The organism is Pseudoalteromonas sp. T1lg21 (assembly GCF_002964625.1).
Lineage (GTDB): Bacteria > Pseudomonadota > Gammaproteobacteria > Enterobacterales > Alteromonadaceae > Pseudoalteromonas > Pseudoalteromonas gelatinilytica.
This window is the reverse complement of sequence record NZ_PQBX01000061.1, coordinates 465,093-484,508: the sequence shown is the minus strand read 5'-3', so window position 1 is coordinate 484,508 and position 19,416 is coordinate 465,093. Positions and strand designations below refer to the sequence as shown.

The 19,416-nt window shown below is 41.2% G+C and carries 16 protein-coding genes; 6 read left to right on the top strand and 10 right to left on the bottom strand.

Annotated elements, in window-relative coordinates:
* Positions 1 to 27: 27 nt before the first annotated feature.
* A complete protein-coding gene (locus C2M25_RS18875) occupies positions 28 to 813 on the bottom strand; it encodes a DUF2071 domain-containing protein (protein WP_105181865.1) in 786 nt (261 codons plus the stop codon).
* A 209-nt stretch (positions 814 to 1,022) separates the two neighbouring features.
* Positions 1,023 to 1,367 (bottom strand): hypothetical protein, encoded by a 345-nt coding sequence (locus tag C2M25_RS18870; RefSeq protein WP_158679749.1) that lies wholly within the window; start codon positions 1,365 to 1,367, stop codon positions 1,023 to 1,025.
* A 387-nt stretch (positions 1,368 to 1,754) separates the two neighbouring features.
* On the opposite strand from C2M25_RS18870, the gene C2M25_RS18865 reads away from it, so the two are divergent.
* Positions 1,755 to 2,201, top strand: coding sequence for a hypothetical protein (locus tag C2M25_RS18865; RefSeq protein WP_063707452.1), 447 nt, complete (start codon positions 1,755 to 1,757; stop codon positions 2,199 to 2,201).
* 41 nt (positions 2,202 to 2,242) lie between these two features.
* Here the strand turns inward: C2M25_RS18865 and rnd are convergent, their stop codons facing one another.
* The 3 genes from rnd to C2M25_RS18850 form a co-directional block, all read right to left on the bottom strand.
* Positions 2,243 to 3,373, bottom strand: a complete 1,131-nt coding sequence (gene rnd, locus C2M25_RS18860) for a ribonuclease D (RefSeq protein WP_063707455.1) — start codon at positions 3,371 to 3,373, stop codon at positions 2,243 to 2,245.
* 48 nt (positions 3,374 to 3,421) lie between these two features.
* On the bottom strand, positions 3,422 to 5,083 hold the full coding sequence (gene fadD / locus C2M25_RS18855) for a long-chain-fatty-acid--CoA ligase FadD (protein ID WP_063707457.1): 1,662 nt from the start codon (positions 5,081 to 5,083) through the stop codon (positions 3,422 to 3,424).
* A 117-nt stretch (positions 5,084 to 5,200) separates the two neighbouring features.
* The gene (locus C2M25_RS18850; protein WP_063707459.1) at positions 5,201 to 6,052 is read right to left on the bottom strand and encodes an alpha/beta fold hydrolase; all 852 of its coding nucleotides are present in this window, start codon (positions 6,050 to 6,052) and stop codon (positions 5,201 to 5,203) included.
* A gap of 110 nt (positions 6,053 to 6,162) precedes the next feature.
* On the opposite strand from C2M25_RS18850, the gene C2M25_RS18845 reads away from it, so the two are divergent.
* Positions 6,163 to 7,452 carry an alkaline phosphatase gene (locus C2M25_RS18845; protein WP_063707462.1) on the top strand — a complete coding sequence of 430 codons (1,290 nt, stop codon included), beginning with the start codon at positions 6,163 to 6,165 and terminating at the stop codon, positions 7,450 to 7,452.
* 88 nt (positions 7,453 to 7,540) lie between these two features.
* Here C2M25_RS18845 and C2M25_RS18840 read toward each other — a convergent pair whose 3' ends face one another.
* The 5 genes from C2M25_RS18840 to C2M25_RS18820 all read right to left on the bottom strand — a co-directional run bounded on the left by C2M25_RS18840 (position 7,541) and on the right by C2M25_RS18820 (position 14,792).
* Entirely contained in the window at positions 7,541 to 7,864 is a 324-nt protein-coding gene (locus C2M25_RS18840) for a hypothetical protein (RefSeq protein ID WP_062565644.1), read from the bottom strand.
* A gap of 76 nt (positions 7,865 to 7,940) precedes the next feature.
* Complete coding sequence (gene tsaB, locus C2M25_RS18835) at positions 7,941 to 8,633, bottom strand: tRNA (adenosine(37)-N6)-threonylcarbamoyltransferase complex dimerization subunit type 1 TsaB (RefSeq protein WP_063707465.1); 693 nt, start codon at positions 8,631 to 8,633, stop codon at positions 7,941 to 7,943.
* A gap of 10 nt (positions 8,634 to 8,643) precedes the next feature.
* A complete protein-coding gene (locus tag C2M25_RS18830; RefSeq protein WP_063707466.1) occupies positions 8,644 to 10,560 on the bottom strand; it encodes an ATP-dependent DNA helicase in 1,917 nt (638 codons plus the stop codon).
* 104 nt (positions 10,561 to 10,664) lie between these two features.
* Complete coding sequence (locus C2M25_RS18825) at positions 10,665 to 12,527, bottom strand: M28 family metallopeptidase (RefSeq protein ID WP_105181863.1); 1,863 nt, start codon at positions 12,525 to 12,527, stop codon at positions 10,665 to 10,667.
* Positions 12,528 to 12,596: 69 nt separating this feature from the next.
* Positions 12,597 to 14,792, bottom strand: a complete 2,196-nt coding sequence (locus C2M25_RS18820; protein WP_105181862.1) for a M4 family metallopeptidase — start codon at positions 14,790 to 14,792, stop codon at positions 12,597 to 12,599.
* 362 nt (positions 14,793 to 15,154) lie between these two features.
* Between C2M25_RS18820 and C2M25_RS18815 the strand changes: the two genes are divergently transcribed.
* From C2M25_RS18815 to C2M25_RS18800, 4 genes are all read left to right on the top strand, one after another.
* Positions 15,155 to 15,580, top strand: a complete 426-nt coding sequence (locus C2M25_RS18815; protein WP_063707468.1) for a MarR family winged helix-turn-helix transcriptional regulator — start codon at positions 15,155 to 15,157, stop codon at positions 15,578 to 15,580.
* A 13-nt stretch (positions 15,581 to 15,593) separates the two neighbouring features.
* Entirely contained in the window at positions 15,594 to 16,634 is a 1,041-nt protein-coding gene (locus C2M25_RS18810; RefSeq protein WP_105181861.1) for an HlyD family secretion protein, read from the top strand.
* A 7-nt stretch (positions 16,635 to 16,641) separates the two neighbouring features.
* Entirely contained in the window at positions 16,642 to 18,174 is a 1,533-nt protein-coding gene (locus C2M25_RS18805; RefSeq protein WP_105181860.1) for a DHA2 family efflux MFS transporter permease subunit, read from the top strand.
* Between the two features lie 65 nt (positions 18,175 to 18,239).
* On the top strand, positions 18,240 to 19,319 hold the full coding sequence (locus C2M25_RS18800; RefSeq protein WP_105181859.1) for a mechanosensitive ion channel family protein: 1,080 nt from the start codon (positions 18,240 to 18,242) through the stop codon (positions 19,317 to 19,319).
* Positions 19,320 to 19,416 lie beyond the last annotated feature (97 nt).

Below are 19,416 nucleotides of genomic sequence, written 5' to 3'. Positions count from 1 at the left end.
ACTTCCAGTTACTAATTTTATATATTTCTATTTCAACACTTTAGGCGGTAAATAAATAGCAAATTCATTAATAGGTTCAATAAGTACGCTATGCGCAACTTGCTGCTCTTCAATAGTTACTAACCCTGTTTTGCTTAACAAACCAAAATTTGCGGATACAAGATTTGCTGAAGAAACCTCTAATTGCTTGTGCCATACTCGATAAGTTCCTAGCTTGCCATCTCGACGATGATAAAACCCAGCTAATGGATGGGTTAAATAGACGAGCCCTGTTTCTGTATCAGGAAAACCAGCTAAATCTATAGTTGTTCCCTGTTTTTGAGATAACTCTACGCTGGCAGGAGCCCATTTAGCATCCGTGGTCATTTTGTATTTACGGTATATTTGTTGTGTTTCATCATATTCACAATCAAATTTTACTTTACCGCTATACCAAGGTAAGTCCCAACAAAATCTTGGCACCGCCAGTGTCCATGAATCTAACGTCGTACCCAAAAACCAAACGCATCGCTCATTTGTTTCTTTATCGATGATATAAATTCGGTAATTTGTTTGCCCCATAGTGAATTTAGGAAATGGGAATACCGCTGATGTAAAGTCAACATCAATAAAAGGAACGACAGATATTAAAGCTTTTTCTTGACCATTAATTGTTAAAGTATCAAGTTTAAATCGATTTGGAAAAATCCCACAAAACCTCGAAGGTTCTACAGCGTAAGTGATAATCGCAAAATGTTGTAACTTACATAGAACATCAATCCCCTTTGGAGAAGGTCTTGGGTGAAGAAAGTCTTTTAACTTTAGTGATTCCAATGCCGAATCTTCCTTAAAATTTAACGCCCATATGAGGGCTAATAATGCTGTGAAGCGAAGAAGAGCCTAATCTAGCGCTAGCAATCCTGTCTCTTAAAACGATTTATACCAAACACACTGAGTTATGAAGTATATTTAACTTATAGAATAGCTACTGATTTTTGGACCTTGATTCACTTCGTTTTCCCTGCACATAACGTTTTAACTTGTTAGTTTTCCATGTCAATTTCAACAATTTTAGCCTTTGGAAATAATCGTTTAGCCTCGTCAAACACAGAATTCCTGTTCAGGGGGTGTACTGTGATATCGATTGCATTATTTGAGTAAGTGAACAAAGAAAGACAGCCTGCTTTCTGAATCTTCACAATATCCTGCTTTTTAATCAATTGCCCTTTGGTGTTAAAAAAGCGAGCGTTCGCACCTGCCCTCACTTTTACGGCATCACCTAAATCAACGAACGTTCTCTGCGCCTTATCCATAAAGTTAATAGGTATCAAAGATTCCAATTTTACGACCAAAACAAAGAATATTATTGAGCCGATGATTAATGCCAACGTGTCGATAAAGCCTCCAATAATAAAACATTTTATAGTGAACGAATTTCGTAGTCTTCTGCCGTAGTACGGCTCGTTTTTCTGAATAAGATATTACTACCAGAGTCAATAACTAATTGCCAGCTAAAAGGAAGATGGACTATTGAACACTTAATCTTCAAACACATGCAGAAACAGGATTTAGAGTTTTTATTACTCTATTTTATTTATTCTTATATCTAACCATTTACCTTTTAATATCTCATTTAATTTCAACAAGCTAAATAAATTACACTGCAAAAAAATAATAATAAAACATTAAAAGTAGTGTTTACTTTCATTTGTTCGGCAGATTGTTTTATCTAAGTAGCGAAGTACTATATTAAAAAAGCCTCTCAAGGACTGAGAATGAACGTATTGAATTTAAGGAAGAGTTCAGAGAAAAGCACACTTGCGATCCTCGTGACTTTAGCTGTTTTAACATTGTCTATTCTAAAAGCGACATCCCAAAAGCATCCGCTCTATGAGCTACTTTTGCTGGCTTTTATGCTTACATCGTTAGTCATTACTTTTTTGGTATTGAGCAGTAAAAATGAGCTGACTATATGTCGTCACGGTATTTTTTATAGCTCAGCGTTTGGTAATGTTCATATTGAGCCAAACAAAACTAAACAAATTAAACAATTTTCTAAATATGGTTTTAATTGTGTAGTAATCATTGGTCATGGCTACTTTATATTCGCGCCATTTTATTATTTAACGTCGAAACAAAAACAACGATTAAAACGATATGATAATAACTTACTGCATTGGTTAGAGGTTACGCGTAAACGCAGTAAGTTTCAGGGCTTTTAATGCAAGTCAAAGCATAAAAAGCCCTTTAAAAAGTTAGTTACTTAGTTTTGCCACTCTTTAAGTACGTCTTTCACATACTCATAGCGCCATGAGTTAAACAGATCTGGCTTTGATGCAGCTTTACGCTCATCAGCATCGAGCTTCCAATTCCAGCTGATAAGCTGGTTAATCTGTTTTTTAGAGGCCAATACATCTTCAGGAATGCCCTGCTCTTTTGCAGCTTTAGTAATTTTTTGTTTAATATCTTTAGCGGCTTTTTTGTAAGCCGGAAAATCAATTAAACGTTTTAATTGTGCAGGTTGTTCGCTGACAGGAACAGCTTTACCACGCTCAATACATTTTAAAATTTCAACGCCCGAACGGTTCACTTCCATTGGCTCAACACCCGGCACTCTGCGTAACGCATTTAAACTTGCAGGCTTACGCTTAGCAATTTCAACCATGTTGTGCTCTTTTACTACAAAGTTAAGAGCGAGGTTTTTGCGCTCTGCCTTTTCACGGCGCCATGCAGCAAGCTCGCGTAATACAGCTAAGTCGTGCGGTCGTAATTGCCAAGCATTTTTAATGTCTTTGTAAAGCTGCTCTGCAGGTGTTTGGTAAGCACGTTTTTGCGCAACTAACTCGCTTTCGCTGATCACGATGTCAAAAAAGCCAGCTTCATCAATTTGTTTTTTAATAATTTCAAAACAAGGCAGTAAATGATACGTATCGGCAGCGGCGTAATCTAGTTGCTTTTCTGTTAGTGGGCGCTGTAGCCAATTAGTGCGTGATTCGCTTTTATCAATTTCGATATCAAGCAACTCTTTAACCATGTGCGCAAAGCCCATGCAGTTACCATGACCTAATATTTGCAGTGCAAATTGAGTATCAAACAGTGGTGTTGGTACAAAGCCAGCGTATTTTTGAAACACTTCAATATCTTCTGACGGTGAATGCAATACTTTTAACACTTCTGGGTTTTTGAGTACTTGCCAAAAATCAAAAAGCGACAACTCAGCCAGAGGGTCAATTAACGCTAAATGCTCACCATCATATACTTGAATAAGTGCAACTTCAGGGTAAAGCGTACGACGACGCATAAACTCGGTATCAATTGCCAGTACCGGTTTACCTGTAATTTTTTCTACAAAATCATTTAATTGATTTTGTGTTTCGATCAGTTGATATTGCACTTATACCCCTTTCTATACCATAAAAAAGCCGGCTAATGCCGGCTTTAATTATTTCTTTTCGTCCTTTAAGGCTCTTCTTAGAATCTTACCAACGTTTGTTTTTGGTAGTTCATCTCTAAACTCAACGAGTTTAGGCACCTTATAGTTCGTTAAATTATCACGACAGTGTTTTATTATATCTTTTTCAGTTAAAGATTGATCTTTTTTCACGACAAAAACTTTAACTTGTTCGCCACTGACCTCATGAGGGATACCAATAGCTGCCACTTCAAGCACGCCTTCGTGCATAGCTACAACTTCTTCGATCTCATTTGGGAACACGTTGAAGCCAGATACAATAATCATGTCTTTCTTACGATCAACAATATAGAAGAAACCTTCATCATCGTAAGTTGCAATATCACCCGTTGCAAACCAACCGTCTTTTAAGCATTCGGCTGTTGCATCTGGGCGGTTGTAATAACCTTGCATAACTTGTGGGCCTTTAACCCAAAGCTCGCCTGGCTCACCTTTTGCTGCCTCTTCACCATTTTCAAGCATAAGCTTAATATCAGTGCTAGGTGCTGGTAAACCAATTGAACCGTTATAACCTTCAAGGTCGTAAGGGCTGACCGTAACAAGTGGTGCACACTCAGTTAAGCCATAACCTTCCATTAATTTGGTTTTCGTTACAGCTTGCCATTTTTCAGCAACTGGGCGTTGTACCGCCATGCCACCGCCAAGTGACATTTTTAATGTTGAGAAATCAAGCTCAGCAAAACCTGGGGTATTTAGTAAACCATTGAATAGCGTATTTACACCCGTTACCGCGGTAAACTTGTGTTGTGCTAACTCTTTTACAAAGCCAGGCATATCACGAGGGTTGGTAATAAGTACGTTTAAACCACCGTATTTCATAAATGTTAGGCAGTTCGCAGTCAGAGCAAAGATGTGGTAAAGCGGCAGTGCCGTAATAACCACTTCTTTTCCGCGCTCTAATACTTTGTCTAAACAACCTGATACTTGTTCAAGGTTACCAACCATGTTGCCATGCGATAGCATTGCACCTTTAGATACACCCGTTGTACCACCTGTGTATTGCAAGAATGCTAAGTCATTTAAATCAACTGCTGGCTTTTTATAGCTTGCTTCGTTACCAGCAAGCGTATCTGCAAATTTGATTGCATTTGGCAATGTGTAGCTAGGCACCATTTTCTTAACGTGCTTAACCACAAAGTTAACGATGTGCTTTTTAAGGCCGCCCACCATGTCACCCACTTGGGTAACCACAATGTGCTTAACGTTGGTTTTTGGTAATGCTTTTTCTAGGGTATCGGCAAAGTTAGCAAGAATGAAAATTGCTGATGACTCTGAGTCATTTAACTGATGCTCTAATTCACGCACGGTGTAAAGTGGGTTTACGTTTACCACTACACAGCCTGCACGAAGAACACCTAAAATAGTCACAGGCGTTTGCAGTAGATTCGGCATCATAACCGCTACTTTGTCGCCTTTTTTCAGACCAAGATCATTTTGAATGTACGACGCAACACGTTTTGTTGCACTGTCTAACTCACTATAGGTCAACACTTTACCCATGTTGGTAAAGGCTGGAAGGTCACTATAGTCAGCAAAACTTTTTTCAAACAAGTCGAGTAGCGAGTGATAATGCTCAGGGTCGATTGTTTCAGGCATACCTTCTGGGTAGCGTTTAAGCCAGATTTTTTCCACTCTTAGCTCCTGTTTATAATTATATTTTTTAATAACCTTAATCTAACTAAGGCCGTTTCTCAATGGAGTAAATACTCTAATGGTGCAGATAATCCCACATTTGGTGCAATTATACAATTAACTTGCTTTATACTGCCCAATAAATGCATGAATGTGCTCTAAGGTTAATGCAGGACTTTGCATATGGCAATGGTGACCTCCAGGTATCTCATGAATTTTTAACTCCTTGTAATATTTACCATATGCCTCTAGGTTATCCCTAACGAAAGGGTAACCCTTATCTCCTAAGAGAAGCTGACATGGTGCGTTAATTTGTTTGATGGTTGCAATACATTGCGCCTCATCAAAGCGAAATCCTGAGTGATTTTTAAGCTTAGGATCGGTTGTTAAATACCACTTACCTGCTTTTTCGTAACTATTTCGTGTCATTAAAAGCTCTGCTTGTGGGTATTCAAGGTCACCACTTGCAAGCCTTGCACTAATAATGTGCGCTATTGAGTCAAATGCGCGAGGGCCTTTACTGTTTACCCGCGCTCTATTTAATATTGCTTTTCGAAGTTGGCTGCTCACTTCATTGCTGTTAGTTGTAGCGCAGCCGATCCCCTCAATAAAGTTTACCGATGCGACCTTTTCAGGGAAGCAACTAGCAAAAACGCCAGCCACCATGGCGCCCATAGAATGACCAACTAAATGCACTTTCGTTACATCAAGCGACTCAATAAACTTATAGACGTCATCAATGTAGTCAATAAAGTAATAATGGGCGTCACTACTTCGCCAATCAGATAAACCATGGCCAGGAAAATCAAGACAATACCAACGCTGATTTAGCTGCGCATTTTGTAACATAGGTATGTAACTATGTGCGTTATCAAGCCAACCATGTAAGGCAATCACAACCTCTTCGCCATGACCAAAGGTTAGGCCATGCATTGCCTGAGTGCCAGTTTGAAAAGAAAAAGGTTGCACAATTGCTCCTATTTATTAAGCGTTTCAACTTAAAGGCGTTTATTTATCGTCTGGCTAGTATACAATAATCCTCGCAGTATAAATAAGGGCACAATAATAAGGTTACATCAATGAAATTAAAATTAAGTCTTTTAGCATTATTATGCTCAGCAGGCTCAGTAATGGCTGAATCAGCACCAAAAAACATCATTTATATGATTGGTGATGGTATGGGCCCAGCGTACACAACTGCATATCGTTACTTTAAAGATGATCCAAATACTAAAGTTGTTGACCCAACTGTTTTCGATACGATTTTACGTGGTATGGCTCATACCTACCCAGACGATCATACCTATGTAACAGACAGCGCTGCTGGTGCAACAGCACTGAGCAGTGGTCATAAAAGTTATAATGGTGCAATTGCTGTTGATACTGATAAAAAACCAGTAAAAACCATGCTTGAAGTTGCCAAAGAGCGCGGTATGACAACAGCACTCGTAGCTACTTCGCAAATTAACCACGCTACACCAGCAAGCTTTGCTTCACATAACGAATCACGCCGTAACTACGACGAGATTGCTAACGACTATATCGATAACAAAATCGCGGGTAAATTACCGGTTGATTTAATGTTAGGTGGCGGCACGAAATATTACGTTCGTGAAGACCGTAACCTAGTGGAAGAGTTTAAAGCAGCAGGTTATCAGTACAGCGATGACTTTGCAGCAATGAGTGACTTAAAACAGGTTCCAGCACTTGGTTTATTCGCTGAAGTAGGTTTACCGTTTGCGCTTGACGAAAATCCAACGCGCCTTACGCAAATGACAACTAAAGCGCTTGATTTACTTGATGGTCAAAACGACAAAGGTTTCTTTGTGATGATCGAAGGCAGCCAAATTGACTGGTGTGGTCATGCAAACGACATCGCATGTGCTATGGGCGAAATGGACGACTTTGCTAAATCGATTGAACAAGCAAAAGCGTATGTTGATAAAAACCCTGATACTCTGCTTGTTATCACTGCCGACCACTCAACAGGTGGCTTAACACTTGGTGCTCATGGTCAATATAAGTGGGAAACTGACGTAATTAAAGGTGTTAAAGCAACAGCTGGCACTATCACAAAAGATCTACTTGAAAGCGATGACTTAAAAGCAGTATGGCAAAAGTATTCTGATATCGAATTCACTGATGCTAACAGCATTAAGCTAAGCGAAGCTAAGAAAATGGGCGAGAAAGCACTGCTACTTGCTGTAAAAGATATCATCAATCATGCCAGCTTCACGGGTTGGACTACTGGCGGCCACACCGCTATTGATGTGCAAGTGTTTGCCTATGGTAAACGTGCAGAAGATTTCTACGGTTCGCAAAACAATACCGCGATTGCCGACAAGCTGATTGATTTTATTAAGCAGTAATTTATATACCTTAGTAATCCAATCCAATCATAAAAAAAGCCTAAACATTTTGTTTAGGCTTTTTTGTGAATTCAGTATTAGCAATTAGCTAAGCATATACATCAACGCCAATAAGGCTTTGCACTTCGGCGCGACGCTCTAAGTTAGCAAATTCCGTATAGGTTGAAATAGCGCGACTGGTTTTTGGGTTGCTTGGTTTGTCATAAATTGTTTGCTGATAGCTTTGCGACTCAGCTTTAAACTCATCAGCAATAGCAACAGCTTGAGGGCTTGATTTAACATACTCTGTTGACGATTTTTGCTCAGCCGTTTGGTCTGATATCGCTTTAGGCTTATCAGTAACGGTATTTTTACGGCTATATTGACCGGGAATGTCACCAGTATAAAAGCCTGAGCCAATAGGTAAAGTCAAACTCGTAATTCCACATCAAACATGACTAAATTATGTGCCATAACTGACGGGCACGCAAGTCCCGTTACTCTCTCTGTTACTCTCGGCCTGGTAGCTTTTTCCAAGTCACTGTATCACGAACATATTTAGGCTGCGCATTCGCTGCAGTCACTGTATCACCGTGAGCATAGGCAGTTGCAATCGAGGCCAGCATGTACTTTGCATCAGGCAATAAAATGTTCTCATTTAGACTTACATTTGCAAGTTCTATAACAAGTGCAGGATAGGTCTGCCAACCCGTACCCACCGCAGTTGCCGCTATTTCAGGTAGCGTAAGCAACTCAGGTTTAATGACTTGCTCTTCATCAACAAGCAGCATTAAACCATTATCATCAGCTTTATAATGAGCGTAATAAATCTCACCCATACGTGCATCAATGGCAGAAAACACATCGCTGGCTTGGTCTTGTTCAAACGCTTGTTGCGCCATCATCTGCAATGTTGATACGCCAACCAAAGGTAAGCGTGCGGCATACGCTAAACCTTGAGCAATCGCAACACTAATACGCACGCCAGTAAAGCTACCCGGTCCTTGACCAAAGCCAATAACATCTAAGTCGGTTAGTTTACATTGCGCCTTTGCCAGTAACTCATCAATTAAAGGCAAAATCTTTTGGCTGTGCTGCTGTGGGCACTCTTCAAAATGATGAAATGTTTGCCCTTGATAATGTAGCACCAGCGATAACGCTTCAGTTGATGCATCTAAGGCAAGAATATTGTGTTTAATCATCTAAGTTACTCTAATTGATCTGTTCTAAAAACGCGTTTGCCATTGCTAAATCGCGTGTGCGGCGCATGGGCGGCAAACTTTTTAAAAATACTTGGCCGTAATGGCGTGTTACTAAGCGGTTATCGCAAATAACCAGCACACCTTTATCTTTACTATCGCGAATAAGTCGCCCTACCCCTTGCTTTAATGCAATGACCGCTTGGGGTAATTGAATATGCGCAAATGGGTCTTTGCCTTGTAACTGGCAATCTTGCATTTTTGCTTGCAATAATGGGTCATCTGGTGCGGCAAACGGCAATTTATCAATGATAACACAACTTAATGTGCTGCCTCTAACATCTACGCCTTCCCAAAATGAGGCTGTGCCGAGTAAAACGGCATTACCGTGACGGGTAAACTTCTCAAGGATAATGCGTTTAGACATTTGCCCTTGCATATAAACCGGATAATCCATTTGTGTGGTTAAACCTTCAGCCACTAAGTGCATCATACGATAGCTAGTAAAGAGCACAAAGCAGCGACCTTTTGCTGATTTAATCAACTCAAGGGTCAGCTTGATAATAGCATGAGGCATATTATTCGCATGAGACTCAGGTAAGTAGCGTGGTAAGCAAAGTAGCGCTTGTTGTTGATAATCAAACGGACTTTCAACAATCATGCTTTGCGTTGGCTTTAAGCCAAGGCTAGCGTTAAAGTGCGCTAAGTCGTTATCGACCGATAAAGTGGCCGATGTAAACACAAAACCTGCCCCAGTGTCTTTCATCATTTGTGCGAATTTAGCCGATACATTAAGTGGTGTAATGTTTACCGTTAGGTATCGGCGAGTGGTTTCGTACCAATAACTATAGCCCGTTTGTGCGGTATCAAATACCCGCTCTAACTGACCTTTAAAGGCCAGTGTACGCTCAAACGGATGCTCTATTTTTTCGCTACGGTCTAAGCATAACTTTAAAACTTGGTATAAAAAGTCGAGGTCGCTAATGACCCGGTGCAGTGCTGCACAAATCTCTTTATCGGCCAGTTTTTCACGCCAATCACCACGGCTACCATCAACCCCAAACTGCAAGCGTAAATCTGCCACGCTGGTTTCTAACTTGTTGAGGGTTTTACCTAATTGCAGCATATCCGGGATATCTGCACGGTATATTGCTCGTAAGTCATTAATTAAATCCACCAGCTTTTTAGTGCTAACACTTTCACCAAAATAGTCACTGGCAATTTCACTAAGCTGATGCGCCTCATCAAAAATATAGGCATCTGCCGTAGGCATTAATTCAGCGAAGCCTGTGTCTTTTACAGCCATATCGGCAAAGAATAAATGATGGTTGATCACCACCACATCAGCTTCCATGGCGTTTAAGCGGGCTTTACGAATATAGCAATCTTGAAAATCGGGGCACTCTTTACCCAAACAGTTATCAGCGGTTGAGCTAACATAAGGCAGTACCTTGGCGTCTTCTTCTATGCCAATACAATCTGCTAAATCGCCTGAACGGGTTTCACTTGCAAACTTTGCCACCATCGCGAGTTGATGCATTACATCTGGATCATCTGTTGGTACATGCGCAACATGCTGACTTAAGCGATAGGTACACAAATAATTCGCGCGGCCTTTTAAAAGGGCGACTTTTTTAGTTGCGCTCAGTGCTTTGACTAAGTTGGGTAAATCACGGTGAAACAACTGCTCTTGTAGTGCTTTTGAACCCGTTGAGATGATGGTTTTGCCTTTTGATTTTAACGCAGGCGCTAAGTAAGCATAGGTTTTACCCGTGCCTGTGCCCGCCTCAACCACTAATTGGTGACGTTTTTTTAAGGCATCGTCAACTGCAACAGCCATGTCAATTTGTGGCTGCCGAGGAGTATATCCATCAAGAGAAAGTGCAAGGGGGCCAGTGGCACTGAAAAGTTGTTTGATAAACTTCGCCAATAGATTAAAAGTGATGGGCAGATTTTACGTAACTGACTTGCCAAGGGCAAGACTAAATGAGGAAGCAAGGCTTCCTCATGGTTAAAAGTATGATTGGGTTTAAATCATTGTCCTTGAATCGTTAATGTAACGCCCGATGCTGCTCGGTAACCTTGTAAATCTATGTACCAAGTGCCAGCTTGTGGGTTATCAAATTGACAACTTTCTTCGTTACCATTTTTGTACGGCCGACATAGATAATTTGAACTTGTTGACGCTGAGCCATAATTAACATACAAATCTGCATCGCCACTACCGCCTGAAATAGTCACCGTTAAATTACTGAGGCCTGTGGGTATTTGTTGAGTAAAGCGCTGCCAACTTCCGGTAGCCACACTCACGTTTGTCTCAGTTCGGTCAACGTTTTCGCCGCCACCTGAGGTGCTATAACTTCCCGTGAGTGACACATTCGAAATCTCATTCCACGCTTCAACCATGACATGATACGTGCCAGTTTGAACTGACGACATCACACAGCTTTCATTACTTGTAGAGGTTGTGCTTTTACAATCAAAATCCTGTAAGGTCGGCTTACTGCCAGATTTAACGTATAAATCGGCATCGCCCGAACCGCCCTCGGTTACAAACTCAAGGTTACTGCTCATTGCAGGTACCTCAAGCGTAAAGAATAGCTGCTCTTTTGCTGCGCCCGACAAACCTGTTTTAGCTACGCCATTTTCAAGCTGATTAGTCGGCTCAGTTACCACATCACCAGCGTTCTTTGCCATTTCAGCAACATAGCTCATTGCCAATTTTGCAAATTTACTCGCGTGAGCCGCATCAAATTGAGCATCATTTGATGTGTGGATCAATGGGTTAATATCACTCATTGTTGATTCAAATGGCATTGAGGCGGCAAACCCTTGTTGATACCAAGAGGCATGATCTGAGCAGCCATAACCACATTGATCAAAGCCATAGCTCACTGTGGGCTGGTAAGCATCGAGCAACTGCGATAAATACTGATTTTGCGAAGAGTTTGTGTAATCTGTCATCATCACAATATCTGTGCTGCTGCCGTTATTGCCAGTCATATCAAACTGCACCATACCTACAACATTCTTACCCTGAGTTTTATAACTCTGAGCAATATCTTTTGAGCCCCTAAGACCCACTTCTTCAGCGGCAAACCCCATAATTTGAATGGTTCGCTGAGGTTGGTAGTTATTTTCCACAATTGCTTTGAGGGTTTGTGTGAGCACTGCAATACCAGAGGCATTATCATCTGCACCAGGAGCACGACCATTACTTGGATTAGACTGATTGATTGAGTCTAAATGACCACCAATAACGACGATTTCATCTGCTTTTTCTGCACCAGGAATGGTCACAATAACTGATGATTGCGAAAAACTATGGTTAAAATACTCAACGCTTATATCACTGCGGCTACTGGCTATTTGCTGCCAATGGCTCTTTAACCAATCCGCTGCATCAACACCACTTTGCACTGAATAATATCGGTTATGAAAGTTCATCATGCTATTAACCGTATCGCTCAGTTCGCTACTATCAATCGATGATAGTAGCGCGTTAACTGTCGCGGCATTATCAATACTGTAGTTTACTAGGCTCGCATTCATAGCTGTCTGAGCTACAGCATTTAATTGCTGAGTATAGAGCTCTGCATCTACTAATGAATCATGGGCTACAAAACCACCGCAGCGATGATAGTTATCGTGCATAAACTCACTTAACCCAGCTATATCCTGCTTGTTAACGCGCATAAAATTAACTTGATTCAAAGCCGATTTTTGCATCGCAAAATTGCTGTTTAATTTACGTTTACTCAGTGTATCTTGTTGAAAGTGCTCTGCAGCCAGGGCATCAATGGTGACCCAAATTGTTTCGTCTTGCGCTGCATTACTTAGTTGGCTCAGTGACAGTGTGGCAAAGCCCACTAAGCACTGTGTTAGGCGGGTTGTCATAATCAATCCTTTTATGATTTGCATTTTAATGAAAATAAAAAAGGGAGCCGAAGCTCCCTAAAAGGGTGGCTAGTTAGCCGAAATGGTGAGTGTTACACCACTTGCAGCGCGATAGCCGCGAAGGTCGATATACCAAGTACCCGCTTGTGGGTTTGTAAATGTGCAAGTTTCGCTATTGCCGTTTTTATAAGGACGGCAGTCATAGCTCGATGTTGTCGATTGAGAACCAAAGTTCACATACAAGTCAGCATCACCAGAGCCACCAGAAATAGTCACATCAAGTGATGAATAACCAGCATCTAGGTCTTGCGTGAAACGAGTCCAGCTATTTGTGCCAACACTTAAGTTAGACTCAGTGCGGTTAATTGGTGTTACACCACCACCGCTGCCCGAATCAAAGCTACCAGTAAGTGATACACCTGAAATTTGATTCCACGCTTCTACCATTACGTAGTAAGTACCCGCTTGCACATTACTAATAGCGCAGCTTTCTGTGCTAGTAGATGAAGTGCTTTTACAATCAAAGTTGCTCAGTGTTGGTTTTGCGCCGTACATAACGTAAAGGTCTGCATCACCACTTCCACCAGTTGTATTGAATTGTAAATTCGTTGCACCTGCTGGTACTTCAAGAGTAAAGAACATTTGATCTTTCGCCGCACCACTTATCCCAGTGCGTGCAACGCCATTGGTTAGCTCTTCATCACCGCCCGGAGGTGGCTCAGTTGTGCCACAGCTACTACCCGCACTTAAGCTTGAAGTCACACCAACCGCCGCAAGTGCCGCTTGAACATCGGCTGGGTCATAGCTTAAATCACACGCCGCATCCATCACGCCGTTACCTGCTAAATCCCAGTTTGTGCTGGCAGTCCAGTAAAGTTGGTTAGCGCGCGCCATCACAACAAACGCCTTTTGCGTATCCCAACCTGGTGTGGTTGCAAGGTTATAAAATGCCTTGTTGAATACACCTGAGCTGTAATGTACATCCATACCAGAGTAATAGTTGTTTTGATGATCAATTGAGCTGCCATCTTGGGTTGGGTTATTCATGTAACGTAATGCACCGTTACCTTTAAAGATTTCCTGACCCACTAACCAGTCATTTGAGCCTTTCATGTAAAACTCGGCCGCTTCACCTGCCATATCAGAGAACGCTTCGTTCAAACCACCTGATTTACCAGAATAAATAAGCCCAGAATTTTGCTCGGTAAAACCGTGGCTTACTTCATGCGCTGATACGTCAAGACTTACCAGTGGATAGAAGGTATTTTGACCATCACCAAAGGTCATAGCACTACCATCCCAAAACGCATTTTCGTAATTACTGCCGTAATGAACACGCATTTTTAATTGGAAAGTTAATGGTGCAGTACCTACCCAATCGTTATACATATTAAAAATTACGTTACCGAAATAATGCGCATCATTTAAAGGCGAGTACGCACCGTTAATTTCTTTAAAAGTATTTTCAGGACATGTAAACGAATACGCTGTTGAACCACTTGTACTACCATTTAGGTTAATGGTTCTTACATTGGCGTTATTCATCGTACAAGTATTGCCAGATTGGGTAACATCTAGACTATCAAAGTCAGTACCGTAGATGTATTTACCAGTTTTTAAGTTACCACCTGGGCCTGTTGCACTAGCATGTTGTAAGTTATCGAAGCTAAATAAAACTTCACCGCTGTTGGCATCAATAATCTGATACGGACGAGATGGGTTATCGCCATAAGTCACATAAGATACTTCATACACTAGGTGTGCAACGCTGTCTTCATCTAGCCAAATAGCTAAACGTGACTGTTCATTATGCTTTTTTAACCCTACCGATTTAATTGCAGCAGGTGAATTAGCAAGGCCTTTTGCCATTGCTTTTTTCTTGTTAAGTGCCGGAGAGACTGAGTCGATGTCTGCCGCAATGTCATACACCGCAGCACCATGTGCACGTTTTAATTGGCCATTACCATCAAATGTAAGGCTAACCGTATCGCCGATAACAGGTAGACCTTGATACATTTGTTGATAACGGCGCGTGGTGTTGCCGTTACTGGTTTTGATTTCTTTTAATACAACTAAATCATTCCCTGCACCTAAACCAACTAACTGATTTGGATTTGCACTCAATACTGATGATGCATTGGTTTGCAAAGCTTGGTTGATCCCTGTTTGTTCGTTTAGGTATTTCTTGTTCGCAGCTACTGCACTTGTTGCTTGAGTCAAAGCAAAAGCAGCAAGAGTTGCTAATGTGATTTTAGATAAATTCACGTTTACGCTCCGTTAGATTGTTATGTATTTAATATTTTCCTAGTAACCGGACTGCACTGTTCCCGATTAGTGACCAGCCTAGATTGAATGGAGCGAAATTGAAAATGAAACAAAAAATTTACATTTAAATCATTCAAAAAACCATGCATATTATTAAAAAACAATGAGTTAGATATATATTTGTGATTATTTTGTTAACTGAACAACCTTAAAATGTAAAAATATAATTACAGATCGTTAACAAATTAGATACATTCGTACCTGTTTTATTTTTAGCTACAACAAAATAGATCATCATTAAGTATTGAAAAAAGCAAAGCCAAGCATATAATAAGCAAACGTTACTATATGGTTTGTTTACTATGTCTAATTACAACTGCAGCTTTTTACTCGCGGATGTTACGCGATTAATGCGCCGAAACTTTATCCAGCAATTAGAAGGCTCATCAATAACCCTCGCGCAAGCAAAAGCACTCAAGTACGTCGCCCGACAACAAGGTGTTAGACAGGTTGAATTAGCCGACAAACTCGAAGTACAACCTATGACTCTGGCAAGGCTAATAGACCAACTTGAGCAACAACAATTAGTTGAGCGTCGTCCTGATCCGAGTGACCGTCGTGCCTACCTTATTTATTTAACCGAGCACGCTGATGATCATCTAAAAGAAATTGAGCTAGCGGGTAATAAGGTCATCGAACATGCTCTTGGTGATTTGAGCCAACAGCAAGCTGACGAGTTTAAACACGCCCTACAAATTATCCGTAACACTTTGCTAAACAAAGAATAATGCAGGAGTAACTATGCAAGCGTCGAGCAAAAGCAATGGCTTAAAACGTGCCTTTCTGTTAGTTGGAATACCGGCAGTAATGGCTGTTATTGGTGGCTATCTATATTTAGCTGGAGGTCAAACCGTCGAAACTGATAATGCCTATGTAAAGGCTGATATAGTGCGTGTAAGCCCAGAAGTTTCGGGCGTGGTTGATCAAGTTTTTGTCAAAGAAAACCAAGTTGTCGAACAAGGCCAACTGTTATTTAGTTTAGATCAAACGCCTTATAAAATGGCTGTTGCACAAGCAGAAGCAAAAGTTGCGCAAGTAAAAACAACCCTTGCTGAGCTTAAAGCGAGTTACCATCAAAAAGAAGCGATTATAGCGTTAGCTAACAGCCACTTAAATTTCACTGAAAAAGAGCAAAAGCGTCAACAAGACCTACTGACAAAACATTATGTTTCAGCCTCTGAATACGATGAAGCAGATCAAAACCGTGATCTAGCCCGCTTAGGTGTTGTAGCACAACAAGCGGATCTTGAGCGTATCGCTCAATCATTAGGTGGCTCAGTCGATGCACCCGTTGAACAACACCCGGATTACAAAGCCGCGATTGCTCAACTCGATCAAGCTAAGTTAAACCTTAAGCGAACAAACATTTATGCACCATTGACGGGGATTGTTAGCGAGCCGCCTAAGCATGGCCAATACCTTGCGACCGGTAATGCAGCGATGACACAAGTGTCTCGTCAGCATCTTTGGCTAGAGGCTAACTTAACCGAGAAAGAGCTTACTTATGTTCGTCAAGGGCAAGCTGTTGATATTGAGATTGATACCTACCCAGATCTGCATTGGCATGGGGTTGTTGATAGCTTAAGTCCAGCCACCAGCGCAGAGTTTTCAATTTTACCGGCGCAAAATGGTACTGGTAACTGGGTAAAAGTGGCGCAACGTGTTCCTGTTCGCATTAGTATTGAGCAATCGGCTGATTTACCTGAGTTAAGAGCAGGTTTAAGCGCAATTCCACATATTGAAACAGGTCATAAACGCAGCCTTTTCGGTATTACGCTGTAGGCCTACCATGACGCAATCAACCACAGCAGATAGCAACGAGAACGCTGATGGCCACAAAGGACTGATTGCCATCTCAGTAATGCTTGCAACGATTATGCAAGCACTCGATACCACTATTGCCAACGTCGCCTTGCCCCATATGCAAGGTGCCATGGGGGCAAGCCAAGACCAAATTTCTTGGGTTTTAACGTCTTATATTGTTGCAGCCGCAATATGCATGCCTTTAACCGGTATTTTAACAGCTAAATTTGGCCGAAAACGCGTGTTTAGTTGGTCGGTAATTGGTTTTACCGTGGCCTCAATGCTTTGCGGTGCGGCGCAAAATCTTGACCAAATAATTTTATTTCGATTATTACAAGGTGTCTTTGGCGCCAGTTTAGTCCCGCTTTCTCAGTCAGTGTTACTCGATACCTACTCTGTAGAAAAACATGGTTCAGCCATGGCGATGTGGGGCGTCGGTGTGATGCTTGGGCCAATTTTAGGCCCTTCATTAGGTGGCTGGTTGACTGAGTACTATAACTGGCGCTGGGTGTTTTATATCAATTTACCGTTTGGTATTTTGGCGTGGTTAGGTATCTCAAGTTTTGTTAAGGAAACTGCGATTGATAATTCAAGGCGCTTTGATTACCTGGGCTTTGCCTTTTTAGCTATCGCGATTGGTGCTTTACAAATGATGCTAGACCGAGGCCAATCAGAAGATTGGTTTGCGAGTTCAGAAATCGTCGTTGAAGCCATTTTAGCAATAGGTGCATTTTATTTGTTTGTTGCACATATTTTTACTAAATCACACCCGTTTATAGACCCGGCCATTTTTCAAGACCGTAATTTTACCATTGGTATTATCTTCATTTTTATCATCGGTATTATCTTGCTTGCGACTATGGCGTTGCTCCCCCCATTTATGCAATCACTCATGGGATACCCAGTAATCGATGTTGGGCTACTGCTTGCTCCACGCGGTATGGGCACCATGGTTGCGATGATCATCGTAGGTAAGCTTTCGGGTAAAGTCGACATTCGTTACAAACTTTTACTCGGGCTTGGCTTAACCGTTTTTTCGCTATGGCAAATGACGTTATTTACCCGTGATAGTAGTTCATTCGATATTATTAGTACTGGGGTGATACAAGGCATGGGATTAGGCTTTTTATTTGTGCCTCTATCAACTATTAGCTTTGCGACATTAGAGCCAAAATACCGCAATGAAGGGACCGCTTTATTTAGTCTGATGCGTAACATTGGCAGTAGTATTGGTATTTCGATTGTGATGACTTACTTAGCGCAGCGAATGCAGATCAATCATGCATTTTTCAGCGAGTTTATAACGCCATTTAATCAATCTTTACAACAGGCTGCGAATGCTGGTCTGGTCAATACTGATTCTGCAAAAGGACTTAGCCAACTCAACGCCATGGTTAATCAAGAAGCTGCAACATTAGCCTACCTGCAAGACTTTAGATTAATGATGTGGATCACCTTAGCTGCCACGCCGTTAATCTTATTATTCAGCAGTAAAAAACCAAGTTTACAACCCGCGTAGCCTTATATTTTCCCTAGGTACATAACTTGCAGCAAAGCTAAGTACCTAGGGTTTAAGGACTAAGCATGATTACTGAACTGATACAAAGCGAGTGGCTAAATGAGCCTTGGTTAATCGTCATTGGCGGCACAGTTTTAGCTGCCATAACTTTGTTTTTATTAAAGTTTGTAATCATCTACTGCCTAAAAAAGTGGACGCAACGTACTGACTTTGTGTTCGACTCGTTACTGGTTGACTCACTCTCAACACCATTAACCTTATGCACAATGATGGTGCTTGTGATCGTTTTTGGTCAGTTATTAAACACCACCGGCTTTATGGCCGAACACCCCTTACCTATTGCGGCCACCGCTAAAGCCATTTGTATTTTTGCCTTAGTGTTATTTTTAGACCATTTCTTATTTGGTACCGTTGATTATTACAGTGCTCGCTCAGTGGTGGTTTCGAATAGTCATAGCATTATTAAGGGCTTGATCCGTTGTGCAATTGTGTGTGTTGGCTTATTGGTGTTATTAGGTACGTTAGGCATATCAATCACTCCAATTATTGCCTCTTTGGGCATTACCTCTCTTGCCGTCGCTTTGGCTTTGCAACCGACACTCGAAAACTTCTTTTCTGGCGTGCAGTTGGTCATTGATAAACCGATTCGGGTCGGCGACTTTATAGAACTTGAAAGTGGCGACCAAGGGTTTGTTGAAAAAATTGGTTGGCGCTCAACCTGGGTAAAAATGTTGCCGAACAACATGATAGTGATCCCCAATAGTCAGCTGTCTAAATCACGCATCATTAACTACTTTTATCCCGAAAAAGAGCTCAGCGTTCCCGTTGAGGTGGGTGTTCATTATGGCTCAGACCTTGAAAAAGTTGAGCAAGTGACTTTGGATGTAGCAAGACAGATTTTAAAAAGCCATGAATGGGGCATCGACGATTACGAGACCTTTGTGGTCTTTCATACCTTTGATCAATCAAGTATCAACTTTACAGTCATGTTAAGAGTAAAAGAGTATTTTAATCGCTTTTGGGTGAAATCTGCGTTTATCAAAGCATTACATCAACGTTACGCAGAAGAAGGAATTGTGATCCCTTATCCAATTAGGGCAATTAATACCAGCCAAGAATCAGCTCAATTTAAACAGGCTGATTGACCTAACTGAGGTTATCACTATTGCGCTTTTATCAGGTTTATTTTGTCTCTTTTGAGACATTATTAACAGCGATTATACATATGCAATCAACCCCTTG

Bases quoted from the DNA above. Each gene is read 5' to 3' on its own strand.
- C2M25_RS18865 (WP_063707452.1), top strand. From the start codon at position 1,755: ATGAACGTATTGAATTTAAGGAAGAGTTCAGAGAAAAGCACACTTGCG.
- C2M25_RS18845 (WP_063707462.1), top strand. From the start codon at position 6,163: ATGAAATTAAAATTAAGTCTTTTAGCATTATTATGCTCAGCAGGCTCA.
- tsaB (WP_063707465.1), bottom strand. From the start codon at position 8,633: ATGATTAAACACAATATTCTTGCCTTAGATGCATCAACTGAAGCGTTA.
- C2M25_RS18825 (WP_105181863.1), bottom strand. From the start codon at position 12,527: ATGACAACCCGCCTAACACAGTGCTTAGTGGGCTTTGCCACACTGTCA.
- C2M25_RS18815 (WP_063707468.1), top strand. From the start codon at position 15,155: ATGTCTAATTACAACTGCAGCTTTTTACTCGCGGATGTTACGCGATTA.
- C2M25_RS18810 (WP_105181861.1), top strand. From the start codon at position 15,594: ATGCAAGCGTCGAGCAAAAGCAATGGCTTAAAACGTGCCTTTCTGTTA.
- C2M25_RS18805 (WP_105181860.1), top strand. From the start codon at position 16,642: ATGACGCAATCAACCACAGCAGATAGCAACGAGAACGCTGATGGCCAC.
- C2M25_RS18800 (WP_105181859.1), top strand. From the start codon at position 18,240: ATGATTACTGAACTGATACAAAGCGAGTGGCTAAATGAGCCTTGGTTA.